Source organism: Enterobacteriaceae endosymbiont of Donacia vulgaris (assembly GCF_012568445.1).
Classification (GTDB): Bacteria; Pseudomonadota; Gammaproteobacteria; order Enterobacterales; family Enterobacteriaceae.
This window is the reverse complement of the sequence record NZ_CP046190.1, coordinates 187,657-203,732: the sequence shown is the minus strand read 5'-3', so window position 1 is coordinate 203,732 and position 16,076 is coordinate 187,657. Positions and strand designations below refer to the sequence as shown.

Annotated in this window: 13 protein-coding genes and 2 tRNA genes; 11 read left to right on the top strand and 4 right to left on the bottom strand. The window is 21.5% G+C overall.

Annotated features, from left to right (window positions below):
* Window positions 1-10 precede the first annotated feature (10 nt).
* Together dapF and rpiA are read right to left on the bottom strand one after the other, a co-directional pair.
* A complete protein-coding gene (gene dapF, locus GJU01_RS00980; RefSeq protein ID WP_168868218.1) occupies window positions 11-835 on the bottom strand; it encodes a diaminopimelate epimerase in 825 nt (274 codons plus the stop codon).
* Between the two features lie 69 nt (window positions 836-904).
* Window positions 905-1,570, bottom strand: a complete 666-nt coding sequence (rpiA, locus tag GJU01_RS00975) for a ribose-5-phosphate isomerase RpiA (RefSeq protein WP_168867992.1) — start codon at window positions 1,568-1,570, stop codon at window positions 905-907.
* A 237-nt stretch (window positions 1,571-1,807) separates the two neighbouring features.
* On the opposite strand from rpiA, the gene GJU01_RS00970 reads away from it, so the two are divergent.
* The 4 genes from GJU01_RS00970 to lysS all read left to right on the top strand — a co-directional run bounded on the left by GJU01_RS00970 (window position 1,808) and on the right by lysS (window position 6,158).
* Complete coding sequence (locus tag GJU01_RS00970; protein WP_168867991.1) at window positions 1,808-3,259, top strand: Do family serine endopeptidase; 1,452 nt, start codon at window positions 1,808-1,810, stop codon at window positions 3,257-3,259.
* 66 nt (window positions 3,260-3,325) lie between these two features.
* A tRNA-Ile gene (locus tag GJU01_RS00965) sits at window positions 3,326-3,398 on the top strand.
* Between the two features lie 120 nt (window positions 3,399-3,518).
* Window positions 3,519-4,620, top strand: a protein-coding gene (prfB, locus tag GJU01_RS00960; protein ID WP_425482424.1) for a peptide chain release factor 2 whose coding sequence is annotated in 2 segments (ribosomal slippage) — window positions 3,519-3,584 and window positions 3,586-4,620 — 1,101 coding nt in all. Because the reading frame shifts where the segments join, the coding sequence is not laid out codon by codon here.
* Between the two features lie 17 nt (window positions 4,621-4,637).
* Window positions 4,638-6,158: a lysine--tRNA ligase gene (gene lysS / locus GJU01_RS00955; RefSeq protein WP_168867989.1), complete on the top strand. Its 1,521-nt coding sequence runs from the start codon at window positions 4,638-4,640 to the stop codon at window positions 6,156-6,158.
* Here the strand turns inward: lysS and tpiA are convergent.
* Window positions 6,144-6,926 carry a triose-phosphate isomerase gene (tpiA, locus tag GJU01_RS00950; RefSeq protein ID WP_168867988.1) on the bottom strand — a complete coding sequence of 261 codons (783 nt, stop codon included), beginning with the start codon at window positions 6,924-6,926 and terminating at the stop codon, window positions 6,144-6,146. The genes lysS and tpiA overlap by 15 nt on opposite strands.
* 31 nt (window positions 6,927-6,957) lie before the next feature.
* On the bottom strand, window positions 6,958-7,707 hold the full coding sequence (locus GJU01_RS00945) for an FAD-binding oxidoreductase (RefSeq protein WP_168867987.1): 750 nt from the start codon (window positions 7,705-7,707) through the stop codon (window positions 6,958-6,960).
* 264 nt (window positions 7,708-7,971) lie between these two features.
* Between GJU01_RS00945 and GJU01_RS00940 the strand changes: the two genes are divergently transcribed.
* The 7 genes from GJU01_RS00940 (at window position 7,972) to carA (ending at window position 16,075) form a co-directional block, all read left to right on the top strand.
* A tRNA-Trp gene (locus GJU01_RS00940) sits at window positions 7,972-8,044 on the top strand.
* 168 nt (window positions 8,045-8,212) lie between these two features.
* Window positions 8,213-9,874 carry an acetolactate synthase 2 catalytic subunit gene (gene ilvG, locus GJU01_RS00935; protein ID WP_168867986.1) on the top strand — a complete coding sequence of 554 codons (1,662 nt, stop codon included), beginning with the start codon at window positions 8,213-8,215 and terminating at the stop codon, window positions 9,872-9,874.
* On the top strand, window positions 9,875-10,108 hold the full coding sequence (gene ilvM / locus GJU01_RS00930) for an acetolactate synthase 2 small subunit (RefSeq protein ID WP_168867985.1): 234 nt from the start codon (window positions 9,875-9,877) through the stop codon (window positions 10,106-10,108).
* Between the two features lie 45 nt (window positions 10,109-10,153).
* The gene (locus GJU01_RS00925; protein WP_168867984.1) at window positions 10,154-11,083 is read left to right on the top strand and encodes a branched-chain amino acid transaminase; all 930 of its coding nucleotides are present in this window, start codon (window positions 10,154-10,156) and stop codon (window positions 11,081-11,083) included.
* Window positions 11,084-11,118: 35 nt separating this feature from the next.
* Window positions 11,119-12,978: a dihydroxy-acid dehydratase gene (gene ilvD, locus GJU01_RS00920; RefSeq protein WP_168867983.1), complete on the top strand. Its 1,860-nt coding sequence runs from the start codon at window positions 11,119-11,121 to the stop codon at window positions 12,976-12,978.
* Between the two features lie 237 nt (window positions 12,979-13,215).
* A complete protein-coding gene (gene ilvC, locus GJU01_RS00915; protein ID WP_168867982.1) occupies window positions 13,216-14,703 on the top strand; it encodes a ketol-acid reductoisomerase in 1,488 nt (495 codons plus the stop codon).
* A 226-nt stretch (window positions 14,704-14,929) separates the two neighbouring features.
* On the top strand, window positions 14,930-16,075 hold the full coding sequence (carA, locus tag GJU01_RS00910; RefSeq protein WP_246208938.1) for a glutamine-hydrolyzing carbamoyl-phosphate synthase small subunit: 1,146 nt from the start codon (window positions 14,930-14,932) through the stop codon (window positions 16,073-16,075).
* The last annotated feature ends 1 nt before the right edge of the window (window position 16,076 follow it).

Genomic DNA, 16,076 nt, shown 5'->3' with positions numbered 1-16,076 from the left:
ATAAAATTTATTATAATATTATTTGACCATCATAAACATAATTAGCAATTCCTTCCATATATAAATTATTATTTTTTCCTTTCCAATGAACAGTTATAATTCCTCCTGGGAGATGAACATAAACTTTATTTAATAAAATATTTTTTTTAATACCTACAGCGGCAGCGGCACAAGCACCTGAACCACAAGATTTAGTTTCTCCAACTCCTCTTTCAAAAACTCTTATTTTAATATTATCAATATTTAAATATTGCATAAAACCTACATTAACTTTTTTTGGAAATAATTTATGATTTTGAAAAAATGAACCTATTAATGATATTGAAGTATTTGATACATTTTGAACTTGAATAACACAATGTGGATTTCCTAAAGAAACGATACTAAAATAAATAAATTTATTTTTAAAAAAAAGTTTATAAGTATTTTTAATACTATTGGTAATAAACGGGATTTCTTTGGGATTAAATAAAGGAATACCCATATTTACAGAAATAATATTATCATTTAAAAATTTTAAATATATTAAACGATTTTGTGTACTTACACATATTTTATTTTTTAATGTTAATTTTTTTGTTTTTAAATATAAAGCAAGACAACGTGCCCCATTACCACATTGTTCAACTTCATGACCATCAGCATTAAAAATTCTATAGTGAAAATCAATATTTTTATTTAATGATAATTCTACTAATAATAATTGATCAAATCCTATACCTAAATATCTATTAGATAATTTTTGTATTATTTTTTTTTTTAAAAAAAATTTTTTTTTGATATTATTTATAATAACAAAATCATTACCTAATGCATGCATTTTAGTAAATTTTATTTTCATATAATATATTATAAATTATAAAATTAAATTTTTAAAAAAGAAAAAATAAATTGATATTAAAATTTATTTTTTTTTATCTATTACAGATACTGTATAATTTTTATTTCCTATTATTACTATATCTGCACATTTTTGTGTAAATAAACCAACTGTTACAATTCCAGGAATATTATTTATATATTTTTCCATTTTAATTGGATTATCTAAATCTAGATTATATATATCTAATATTAAATTACCATGTTCAGTAATTGTATTAATACGAAGTTTTGCTGTAGCTCCTATGTAAGATAATTTTTGAATAATGAAATTTTTTGCTAAAGGTATAATTTCTATAGGAACAGGATGTATACCTAGATATTTTACATATTTAGATTCATCAATAATACAAACAAATGTTTCCGATAAATTTGATATAATTTTTTCGTTAGTTAATGCAGCTCCTCCTCCTTTTATCATTTGCATTTTATAATTAATTTCATCAGCACTATCAAAATACATACTAATTTTTTTTATTTCATTAATATTTAAAATGTTAAAATTATACTTTTTTAATTTTTTTGTAGAATTTTCAGAAGCTGATACTACTCCTTTAATATTATGTTTTACAGTAGGTAAAAGATCAATAAAATGGGATATTGTAGTTCCTGATCCAATACCAATAATATTATTATTTTGAATATATTTTATTGCAAATTTAGCTGCAATATTTTTTAATTTATTAAACATGTATATTTATATCTTTATATAAGATAAGATCTATATTATATTAAGTATAATAATTTGTAAAAAATTATTATATTTTCATTATTCAAAGTTTTTTAAAATATAAATTTTTTATAAATTTTTTATTTTAATAAAAATATTTAATATAATCATATAAATTTATTATAATTAATAATAATTTATTTAAATTCATTAATTTTATATAAATTTTATTTAATAAATCATATTATGAGATTTTTTATGAGAAAATTAAAAAAAATTTTTTGTATATTTTTTTTTATTAGTATGTTAACTATAACATATAAAAATATTAATGCTAAATTATTACCTTTGAATGTAATGAAAAAATCTGGTAATCCATCATTACCAAGTTTATCAAAAATATTATCAAAAGTAATACCTTCTGTTGTTAGTATTAATGTTCAAGGAAGTACTTTTATAACACAATTTAAATTACCTTCCAAAATACAAGAATATTTAAACGAACATTTTGCGTTATGTAAAGAAGGATCACCATACGAAAATACTCCTATTTGTGGCAATAATAATAATATTCTTGAACAAAAATTTCATTCAATTGGTTCTGGTGTAATTATAAATTCTAAAAAAGGTTTAATTATTACTAATAATCATGTTATTGACCATGCTAATTATATTTTAATAGAATTAAATGATGGAAAAACTTATGAAGCTAAAGTTATAGGGAAAGATCCACAAACAGATATAGCTTTAATACAAATTAAAAATAAAACAAAAAATTTAAAAAGTATTAAAATAGCTAATTCTGATAATTTAAAAGTCGGTGATTATACTATAGCAATAGGTAATCCATATGGTTTAGGAGAAACTGTTACATCAGGAATTATATCTGGATTAGGACGTACAGGACTAAATATTGAAAATTTTGAAAATTTTATTCAAACAGATGCAGCAATTAATCGAGGTAGTTCTGGAGGGGCATTAGTTAATTTAAATGGAGATTTAATTGGTATAAATACTGCTATTTTAACTCCTAATGAAGGTAATATCGGTATTGGTTTTGCTATACCTAGTAATACTGTTAATAATTTAATTAAACATTTTATTAAGTTTGGTAAAGTTAAAAGAGGTTCTTTAGGAATTTATGGAATAGATCTTGACCCTCATATAGCTAAAGCAATGCATGCTTCTAATGTTAGTAAAGGTATTTTTATACGAAAAACTGAATCATTTAAAAATAATAAACTCCAATCTGGAGATATTATTGTTACATTAAATGGTAAAAAAATATACAGTTTTACTATATTAAAGGCAAAAATAAGTAACCTTATGAGAGGTACAATAATTCGATTAGGAATTATAAGAAAAGGTCATTTTCAAAAAATAAATATAAAATTAAATGATTATTGTAATAATCATTCTCAAAATAAAGCGATGTATTATGGAATAGAAGGAGGATATTTAAATAATGTTATTTTAAAAAAAGAAATTTTCTTTTTTAAGAAATTTAAAAAAAATGCAGTAAAAGTTGAAAAAGTAATTCCTAATTCTCCAGCAGCAATGATAGGTTTAAAAGAAGGTGATGTAATATTATCTATTAACAAACAACGTACAAAAAATATAAAAGATGTTCAAAAAATTTTAGATAAACATCCAATATTAATTCTTTTATATATTATGAGAGATGGAGAAAGATTTTATTTAGTTAATTAATTAAAAAAAAATATAAATTTGATTGAAATAATTTTTAAAATATAACATACTACTTAGAATAATAATGGCCCTTTAGCTCAGTGGTTAGAGCAAACGACTCATAATCGTTAGGTCGTTGGTTCAAATCCAACAAGGGCCAGTTTTATTAAAATATATTTTTTTTATTCATGTTAATTTTAAATTAATTAATATTAATTTTAACGTAATTTTTAATTTAATTAAGATTAATTTTTATTTAATTTTTAAAATTAGGTAAAATATGTTAGAAATCCGTTTAATATTAAATAAATTAAAAGAAATTAAAAGAAAAAACATTTTTATTAGGGGGTTTCTTTAATTATTTAAAATATCAAAAAAAGTTATTAATAATAAAAAATAAACTTAATGATCCCAATATTTGGAATGATTTTTATCATATACTTATTTTAAATAAAAAAAAAACAAATATAGAAAATTTATTATCATCATTAGATAATCTTAATCAAGAGATTATTGATATTAATGAATTAATTAATTTAGCTATTGAAACTAATGATAAAAAAATATTAAAAGAATCTATAAAAATATTATACAATATAGAAAATAAAATAAATATTTTAGAATTGAAAAAAATTTTTGTAAAAAAAAATGATAAAAGAAATTGTTTTATTGATATACAAGCTGGTTCTGGAGGGATAGATTCCCAAGATTGGGCTAGAATAGTAATGAGAATGTATATAAAATGGGCAGAAAAAAAAAAATTTCAAGTAAATATAATACATAAATCTTCTGGAGATATTATAGGAAGCATAAAATCATCTACATTACATATTATAGGTCATTATGCTTTTGGGTGGTTACGTACAGAAAATGGTATTCACCGTTTAGTTAGAAAAAGTCCTTTTAATTCATCAAATAGAAGACATACCTCTTTTGTTTCAACATTTATATATCCAGAAATTAAAGATAATATTAATTTAACTATTAATGTAGAAGATTTACGTATTGATGTATATCGATCATCTGGAGCAGGAGGACAACATGTAAATCGTACTGAATCTGCTGTACGTATTACACATCTTCCCACTGGATTAGTAACACAATGTCAAAATAATAGATCACAGCATAAAAATAAAGATCAAGCTATGAAACAAATAAAGTTTAAATTATATGAATTACAAAATAAAAAAAAGCAAAAAATACAAAAAAAAATAGAAAAAAAAAAATTTAATATTAGTTGGGGATATCAAATCCGTTCTTATATTCTAGATCATTCAAGAATTAAAGATATAAGAACAGGAATTGAAATTAATGATATACAATCTGTTCTTGATGGTAATTTAGATAAATTTATTCAAGCAAGTTTAAAATTAGGTTTATAAATATAGGATTATTTATTATGTCTGAAAATAAAAAAAATTTTAATAATAATATTAAAAATATTGATAATAATGAAATAAAATTTCGACATAAAAAATTACAAGAATTAAGAAATGATAATAATATAGTTTTTCCTAATAATTTTAAAATTAATATCTCATTAAATGAAATCTATAAAAAGTATGATCACAAAGATTGTTTGTTAAAAAAAACATTACTTAATATCGCAGGACGTATAGTCAATTTAAGAATTATGGGTAAAGCTTCCTTTATTAATATTCAAGATTATAATGGAAAAATACAAATCTATATATCTCAAAATAGTATTTCTTTAAAAGAATATAAAAAATTTTTAGAAAAATATGATCTTGGAGATATTGTTGGTATAGTTGGTTATGTTTTTAAAACAAAAACTAATATTTTATCTATTTTTTGTCAAAAACTCTATTTATTAACAAAAGCTATGCGCCCACTTCCTGATAAATATCATGGTTTACAAAATAAAGAGATAAAATACAGAAAAAGATATTTAGATTTAATTGTTAATAAAAAAACACGTAATATCTTTCAAAAAAGATCTCAAATTATATTAAATATTCGCAATTTTATGTATAAACAAAATTTTACTGAAGTAGAAACACCTATGATGCATAATATTCCTGGAGGTGCTTTAGCAAAACCATTTATAACATATCATAATACTTATAATAAAAATATATATTTACGAATTGCTCCTGAACTTTATTTAAAACGTCTTATAATCGGTGGTTTTAATAAAATTTTTGAAATTAATAGAAATTTTAGAAATGAAGGAATTTCAACTCAACATAATCCTGAATTTACTATGATGGAATTATATATAACATATGCTGATTATCAAGATTTAATGATTTTATTTGAAAAATTATTTAAAATAATATATAAAAAAATATTTAAAAAACATTTATTAAAATATAATAATTATATTTTTGACTTAAATAAAAAATTTAATAAATTAACTATGAAAGAGTCTATTATATATTTTTATCCACAATTTTCTTTAGAAAATTTAGAAAATATAAAAAAACTAATACAAATTGCTGATTTATTGAAAGTTAAAATAAATAAAAATTGGAGTCAAGGTAAAATTATTTCTGAAATTTTTGAAGAAAAAATTTCAAATAAAATTATTGAACCAACATTTATTACAGAATATCCTATTGAAATTTCTCCATTATCAAGAAATAATAATTTAAATCCTTTATTTACTGATAGATTTGAATTTTTTATTTGTGGTATGGAAATAGCTAATGGTTTTTCTGAACTTAACGACCCTGAAGAACAAAAAAAAAGATTTCAAGAACAACAAAATTTAAAAGATAACGATAATAATAAAAACATTAACAAAAATTTTTATGATCAAGATTATATAGAAGCACTAGAATATGGATTACCTCCAACAGCTGGGTTAGGTATAGGTATAGATAGATTAATTATGTTATTTACTAATACACAATCAATTAGAGATGTAATTTTATTTCCAATGTTAAGATCTATTTAATAAACTTATTAATTTGTCAGATTTTTTAACTAAAGATATAAAATTTTGTATTTCTAAAGAAGCTTTACCTATTAAAAATCCATTAATAATATTTGTTTTAAAAAAAGTTTCTATATTAGAATAATTAACAGAACCACCATATAAAAAATATATATTTTTTGCTACTTTATTATTTAATGAAGATATGTATTTTTTAATAAATAAAATAATTTTTTGTATTTTATCAATATCAGCACTTTTACCTGACCCAATAGCCCAAACAGGTTCATAAGCTATGATTGTTTTATTGAAAATATTAATATTACTATTTTTAATTATATTATTAATTTGTTGAATACAAACTTGTTCTGTTTGATTTTGTGCTTTTTGTTCTTTTGTCTCCCCTAAACATAAAATTGGAATTAGACCATTATTTTTAATTAAAATAAATTTTTTAGATATTAAATTATTATTTTCATTATGGAATAATCTTCTTTCAGAATGTCCAATTATAATATATTTAACACCAACATCTTTTAACATTTTAATTGATGTTTCTCCTGTAAAAGATCCTTTTATATGAATATCTACATCTTGTGCGGTTAAAGATATAGATGTATTTTTTAAAAAATTATTTATATAATTTATGTAAATATAAGGAGGAGCTATAGATAAATTACAAAAAGATAACGAATTATTTATATTTTTTTTAATTAAATTAATGTTTTTGTTAATAAATTTTAAATTACCATTTAATTTCCAATTAGCAATAATCAAAAATTTTTTCATCTTTATCCTCTACTATATAAAAAATAATCTTTTACCAATATCTTTCAGATGTTATATTACCATTTTTATTTTTTAAATTTTTAGAAAAACCTTTATTTTTTTCTAAAAAATTTTGTGTTTGTTTTATCATTTCTGGATGGCCACATAACATTATATGATTATTTTGAGAACTAATTTTTATTCCAATTTTTTGTTCTAATTGTCCATTTTTTATTAAATTAGGAATATACCCATATAAAAAATTATTATTATTAATATTTCTAGTTAAAATAATTTGAACAATTAATTTATTAAAATGTTGTTTTTCTATATTTTTCACTAAATTTAAATAACTAAAATCTTCTATATATCTAATAGAATGTACTAAAATTATTTTTGTAAATTTTTTAAAACATACTTTATCTTGTAATATTGAAAGATAGGGGCCTATACCTGTACCTGTAGACAACATCCATAAATTTTCACAAGATTGTATATTATTTAGTATGAAAGTACCTGATGCATCTTTAGAAATAAAAATTTCATCATTAATTTTTAAATTATATAAATATGGGCTTAATTTTCCTTTTTGAACATTAGATATATAAAATTCATAATTTTGATTACTTGGAGGATTAATATAAGAATATGCTCTTTTTATTTTTTTACCATTAATATCTAATGCTAACTTAGTAAATTGGCCAGCAGAAAAATTATTAACTTGTGCATTTACAATGATACTAAATAAATTTTCTGTCCAGTATTTTATTTTTTTTATTTTACCAATACTCCATTCTGTCATATTTACCCTTTAATTTAATCAATTAATATTTTAAAAAAATATATCATAAATAATATATATCATATATATTATATTACAAAATTAATAAATAAAATTTTTTATTAAATTTAAAAAAAATTTTAGTAAAATATAATTTTATATTGATCTTTTTTATAAAAAAAATTATTAATTTAAAGAATTATTTATATAAATTTTAATTGAATCAATTATAGTAATAATTTATTATTAGATAATATGAAATATATTTTTTTATTAATATTTAAAAGGGGTGTAGTTTAATTGGTAGAATATTGGTCTCCAAAACCAATGGTTGAGGGTTCAAATCCCTCCACCCCTGAAAATAAAAAATAATTTATAGTAAAATATAAATGTATTTTACATTAAAATTTAAATAATTTTCCAAAAATTTGTAGCATATCAAATAAAATAAAAACCATATTTTTAAAACTTAAATAAATTACGTTGAATTATGCATATTATCTAACAAAATGAAAGAGGTTTAAACATGAATGGAGCACAATGTATAATTCAAGAATTAAAAAAACAAAATGTTAAAACAGTATTTGGATATCCTGGAGGAGCTATCATGCCTCTTTATGATGCATTATATGATGGAGGCATTGAACATATCTTATGTAGACATGAACAAGGAGCAGCTATAGCTGCAATTGGATATGCTAGAGTAACAGGTAAAGTAGGAGTTTGTATTGCTACTTCTGGTCCGGGTGCTACTAATTTAATTACAGGAATTGCTGATGCTATGGTAGATTCTGTACCTATTATTGCTATTACAGGACAGGTATCACTCCCATTAATTGGTACTGATGCTTTTCAAGAAATAGATATTATAGGAATGTCTTTATCATGTACTAAACATAGTTTTTTAATTACTTCATCACTAGAATTATCTTCAACAATACAAAAAGCATTTTATATAGCATTATCTAATAGACCTGGACCTGTATTAATAGATATACCTAAAGATATACAATTATCTAATTTACCAAAAATTATTAAATCAAAAAATAAAAAAAAATTTTTTATTAAAAAATTAGAATTTTCAAAAAAAGAAATTATTAAAGCTAATTACTTATTAAAACACTCTAATATGCCTCTATTATATATAGGCGGTGGTGTCAATATCGGTAATGCAGTTAAAACATTAAGAAAATTTGTTAAAAATTCTCAAATACCTACAGTTGTAACTTTAAAAGGTTTAGGAACTATAGATAATAATAATCCATATTATTTAGGAATGTTAGGAATGCATGGAAGTAAAGCTGCTAATTATACCGTACAAAAATGTGATTTATTAATAGCTATTGGAGCAAGATTTGATGATAGAGTAACAGGTAATATAAAAAAATTTGCTCCTTCTGCGAATATTATTCATATGGATATAGATCCTGCTGAAATTAATAAAATTTGTAAAGTACAAGTAGAATTATTAGGAAATTTAAATAATTTAATTCCATTATTAGAAATACCTCAAAATATATTAAAATGGCAAAATTATATAAAAAAAATTAAAAAAAAATATTCCTATAAATATAATTTTTTTACAAAAAATAATAAAATTTACGCTCCTTTTTTACTTAAAAAATTATCAGATATTAAAAATAAAAATACTATTATTACTACTGATGTGGGACAACATCAAATGTGGGTAGCTCAACATATCACTTTTACTAATCCTAAAAATTTTATTACTTCTGCCGGTTTAGGAACAATGGGTTTTGGATTACCTGCTGCTATTGGTGCACAAATTGCTAAACCTCGTAATAATGTAATATGTATTACAGGAGATGGTTCATTTATAATGAACATTCAAGAATTAAGTACAATTAAAAGAAAAAAATTACCTATAAAAATCATATTATTAGATAATAATAGATTAGGTATGGTAAGACAATGGCAACAACTTTTTTTTAGTAAAAGATATAGTGAAACAACTTTATATGATAACCCCGATTTTATAAAGTTAGCTCAATCTTTTGGAATATCAGGTCATAGTATTAGTTATATGAATGAAATTGAAGAAAGTTTAAAAAAAATTTTTTTTATAAATAAATCTTATATATTACATGTTGTTATTAATGAATATGATAATGTTTGGCCATTAGTTCCTCCAGGATATAGTAATGATAATATGATGGAGAAAGATTAAATGAAAAAATATCAATTATTTATTAAAACAAATATTAGTCCTGAAATTAGTGAAAGAATAATAAGAATTATTCGTCATAGAGGATTCTTAATTAAAACTATAAATATTGATGTAGTAAATAAATTGAAAAATATTAATTTTAAATTAATAGTAAAAAGTTATAAATCTATTAATTTTTTAGTTAATCAAATTAAAAAATTAGTAGATGTATTAGATATAGTAATAATATCATAAATTTTATGATAACATTATTTTTACATATAATAAGGAAATATAATAATGTCTATAAAAAAGGCAAATTTTATTTGGCTAAATGGTGATATTATAAAATGGGAAGATGCTAAAATTAGTGTTATGACTCATGCATTACATTATGGTACATCTGTTTTTGAAGGAATAAGATGTTATAAATCATATAAAGGACCTGCGATTTTTCGTCATAAAGATCATATTACACGTTTATATAATTCTGCTAAAATTTATCGCTTTCCATTAAAATTTACTATAAAAGAAATCATGAATGCTGTCCATATATTAATTAATATTAATAATCTTAATGAAGCTTATATTAGAATTTTAGTATTTATAGGAGATGTAGGACTAGGTATTACTCCTCCTAAAAATTATTATACAGATATAATGATTAGTACATTTCCCTGGACAGATTATCTTGGTAATAATGCAAAAAAAAATGGTATCCGTACTATGATATCTTCTTGGAATAGAATGAAACCAAATACTATACCTAGTTTAGCTAAAGCAGGTGGTAATTATTTATCTTCTTTATTAATTGGTAGTGAAGCTCGTCGAAACGGATATGATGAAGGGATTGCATTAGATAGTTTAGGCTTTGTTGCAGAAGGAGCTGGAGAAAATATATTTAAAATTAAAAATAATATTTTATTTACTCCTCCAATTACTTCATCTATTCTTCCGGGAATTACTAGAGATTCAGTTTTAAAAATAGCAAAAAATTTAAATTTTAAAATAAAAGAATGTTTAATATTAAGAGAATCTTTATATTTAGCTGATGAAATATTTTTAACAGGTACAGCAGCTGAAATTACTCCTGTTTATAGTATAGATAATATATTAATTAATAATGGTAAAAGAGGGAAAATTACAAAAATTATACAAAAAGAATTTTTATATTTACTAAAAGGAAAAATAAAAGATAAATGGAATTGGTTAGATTTTATTAAAAAATAATCATTTTATATTAATTTAAAAAGAAGAATAATATTATGCCTAATTACCGTTCGTTGACTACAACAAAAGGCCGTAATATGGCTGGCGCAAGAGCTCTTTGGCGAGCAACAGGTATGAATGATGAAGATTTTAATAAACCTATTATTGCAATAGTTAATTCTTTTTCAGAATTTGTACCTGGACATATACATTTACGAACATTAAGTAAAATTATTTCCAATGAAATTAAACATAATGGAGGAGTACCAAAAGAATTTAATACTATAGCAATAGATGATGGTATTGCTATGGGACATAATGGGATGTTATATTCTTTACCTTCTAGAGAACTTATTGCAGATTCTATAGAATATGTTATAAATGCACATTGTGTTGATTCTATGATTTGTATATCTAATTGTGATAAAATTACTCCAGGAATGTTAATGGCTAGTTTACGATTAAATATACCTACTGTATTTATTTCTGGTGGTCCCATGGAAGCAGGTAAAATTAACATAAAAGGAACTACAAAAGTTAAAAAAATTGATTTAGTGGATGCTATGGTCCAATCAGGAATATCAGAAAAATCAAAAAAATATATAAAAAATATTGAATTAAATGCATGTCCTACTTGTGGTTCTTGTTCTGGAATGTTTACAGCTAATTCTATGAATTGTATAGTAGAAGCTTTAGGTCTCGCATTACCTGGAAATGGATCATTAATATCTACCCATATTAATCGTAAAAAATTATGTATAAAATCTGCTCAAAAAATTGTAGAAATTACAAAAAAATATTATTTAGAGAATAAAATTAATTTTTTACCCCAAAATATTGTTAATCAAAAAGCATTTGAAAATGCGACAATGTTAGATATTGCAATGGGAGGTTCAACAAATACAATCCTACATATGTTAGCTTTATCACAGGAAACTAAAGTATTATTTAATTTAAAAAAAATTGATCAATTATCAAGACAAACACCATGGTTATGTATGGTTTCTCCCAGTACAAATAAATTTTATATGGAAGATTTTCATAGAGCAGGTGGAGTAATCGGAATTTTAGGAGAATTAAATAAAATAGGATTAATAAATAAAGATATTAAAAATATATTAGGATTAACAATAGAAGAAACAATTAATAAATATGATATAACAACAACACAAAATATAAAAATAAAAAAATTTTATCAGTCAGCTCCTGGTAATATAAAAACAATATATCCTTTTTCACAAAATAAAATGTGGAATAATTTAGATATTGATCGAAAAAAAGGTTGTATACGTTCATATAAATATGCATTTAGTAAAGATGGAGGATTAGCTGTTTTATATGGTAATCTTGCTAAAGATGGATGTGTTGTCAAAACAGCTAGTGTAAATAAAAAATTACTTATTTTTAAAGGAAAAGCAAAAGTATTTGATAGTCAAGAATCCGCAATACACGCAATTTTAAATAAAAAAATTTTTCCGGGAGATGTTATTGTCATAAGATATGAAGGACCTAAAGGAGGTCCAGGTATGCAAGAAATGTTATATCCTACATCTTACTTAAAATCAATGAAATTAAATAATACTTGTGCTTTAATTACTGATGGAAGATTTTCTGGAGGTACTTCTGGTTTATCTATAGGACATATTTCTCCTGAAGCAGCAAGTAAAGGAATTATAGCTTTAGTAAAAAATGGAGATATTATTAAAATTAATATTCCAAATAGATCTATAAATTTAGATATTTCATTTTATGAATTAAATAACAGGATAAATGAAGAAAAAAAAAGAGGGAACTTAGCATATAAACCTTTATTAAAAAGAAAAAGAAAAATTTCTTTTGCACTTAAAGCATATGCTTATTTAGTGACTAGCGCTGATACAGGAGCAGTAAGAGATAAAGATAAATTAAATCAATAATAAACTCTTTTTTATTAAAAGAAATTATTAAAATTTAGACTTTAAAATAAAATATTTTTTGACTAAAAAATTAATTATATATTACAAAAATAAAAAAATAATTTTAATATAGAATATATAAATTACTTAATTTAATAGTTAAATAATATTTATTCAGATTTAATAAATATTTTATTAAAATATTTATTAAACTAATTAAATATTATTTTGATTTTTACTATAATCAAGGATTACTAAATGAATAATTATTTTAATAATTTAAATTTTCGTAAAAAATTAAAAAATTTACAAAAATGTAGATTAATGAGATTTGAAGAATTTACAGAAGGTATAAAATATTTAAAAGATAAAAATATTGTTATTATAGGTTGTGGATCTCAAGGATTAAATCAAGGATTAAATATGAGAGATTCTGGTTTAAATATTTCTTATGCATTAAAACAAGAATCTATAAAAAATAAAAATTTATCTTGGCAAAGAGCATATAAAAATAATTTTCGTATTGGTTCTTATAAAGATTTAATACCTGATGCAGATTTAATAATTAATTTAACTCCTGATAATAATCATCATAATGTTTTAAAAAATATTAAATCTTTAATAAAAAAAGGAGCTACATTAGGATATTCTCATGGTTTTAATATTATTGAAGAAGGAGAAAATATTCCTAAAGATATTACTGTAATTATGGTAGCCCCTAAATGTCCTGGTACTGAAGTAAGAGAAGAATTTAAAAGAAATTTTGGGGTACCCACTTTAATTGCTGTTCATCAAAACAGTACGTATCATAATATAAATGGATTTGATATAGCAAAATCATGGGCTTTTGCGCTTGGAAGCCATAAAGCAGGGGTATTAGAATCATCTTTTTCGGCTGAAGTAAAATCAGATTTAATGGGAGAGCAAACAGTATTATGTGGAATGTTACAAACAACATCTGTTTTATTATTTGATAAATTATTAAAATTAAATATTAATCCATTATATGCTTCACAATTAATTCAATTTGGTTGGGAATATATTACAGAATCTTTAAAACAAGGAGGTATTAGTTTAATGATGGATCGATTAAATAATGTTAATAAAATACGTGCATATGAATTATCACTAATTTTAAAAAAAAAATTAAAACCTTTATTTTCTTTACATATTGATAATATAATTTCAGGTAAATTTTCCAAAGAACTTATGGAAGATTGGAAAAATAATAATATTAATTTAATAAAATGGAGAAAAATATATAAAAATAATAATTTTGAAAAAACTAAAAATATTAAAAACGATAATATAAAAGAACAAGAATATTTTGATAAAGGAATTGTCATTATTGCTATTATTAAAAGTAGTATCGAATTATCTTTTGAATTAATGATAGAATCAGGTATATCTGCTGCATCAGCATATTATGAATCATTACATGAGTTACCTTTAATAGCTAATACTATTGCAAGAAAAAAATTATATGAAATGAATAAAGTAATATCAAATACAGCTGAATATGGTAGTTATCTATTTTCTAATAATGCTATTCCATTATTAAAAAATTTTATTAATAATCTTACATCAGAAGATTTAGGTTTAGTAAAAATAAAAGATAAATTTATAAATAATAAATATTTACGTGATTTAAATTTTAATATTAGAAATCATCCTATTGAAAAAGTAGGTTATATTTTAAGAAATTATATGATTCATATGAAATCTTTAAATAATATTAAAAAATAAAAGAATTACTCTCTTTTATTTAATAAAGAGAGTAATTTATTTTAATAATATTTAAAATAAATAATTAATTATTTTTTCTTATTTTAAAAAAATTATTATTTAATCATAAATTTTATTTTATTATATAATATTCTAATATAGAATATTTATATAATAAAATAATATAAATATATAAATAATACATAATGAATTTAAATGTATTTTTATATTAATTATGGAGAATGAATTGAATAATAAAGCCATAATATTAATGGAAGATGGAACTAAAATTTTTGGAAAATCTGTAGGCGTTAATGGAATAGTTATAGGAGAAATAGTATTTAATACTGCTATTACTGGTTATCAAGAAATAATTACTGATCCTTCTTATTATAAACAAATTGTAACTTTTACCTATCCTCATATAGGTAATGTAGGTACAAATATAGAAGATAATGAATCATCAAAAATTTATTTAAAAGGAATTATCATTAATAATTTATCAACAATATCAAGTAACTATCGTAGCACTGAAAATTTAGATGTATTTCTTAAAAAAAATAATATTGTTGCTATTGAAGGAATAGATACTCGATATTTAACTAGATTAATACGTAATCAAAAAATAAAAAAAATAGCATTGATTGTTACTAACCAATATGTAAATTATGAAAATATTATTAAAAAAATTAATAAGTATAATGGATTACAAGGATTGAATTTAATCAAAAACATTACAACAAAAACAAATTATTTTTGGAATAAAAGTAATAAAAACATTAAATTAATTAAACATTATAAATTTTCTATGCATATTATAGTACTAGATTTTGGTATAAAAACAAGTATTTTAAAAATGTTTATAGATAGAAAATGTAAAATTACTGTCGTATCAGCTTTTACTAGTTATAAAAATATAATTTTATTAAATCCTGATGGAATTTTCTTATCTAATGGTCCAGGAGATCCTACTCCTTGTATTTCTATAATAAATACAGTAAAAAAACTTTTAACAACAAGTATTCCAATATTTGGTGTCTGTTTTGGTCATCAAATATTAGCCATAGCAAGTGGAGCAAAAATTAAAAAAATGGATATTGGACATCATGGAAGTAATCATCCTGTTAAAGATTTAAAAAGTAACAAAGTATTAATTACTACTCAAAATCATGGTTTTACTATTGATCAAAATAATATTCCTAAAAATATAGAAATTACACATAAATCTTTATTTGATAATACTATACAAGGAATTCATTTAATTAATAAACCTATTTTTGGTTTTCAAGGACATCCTGAAGCTAGTCCTGGTCCACATGATGCATCTATTTTATTTGATTATTTCATAAAATTAATTCAAATATATTGTAAAAAAAAATATAAGAGATTATAAA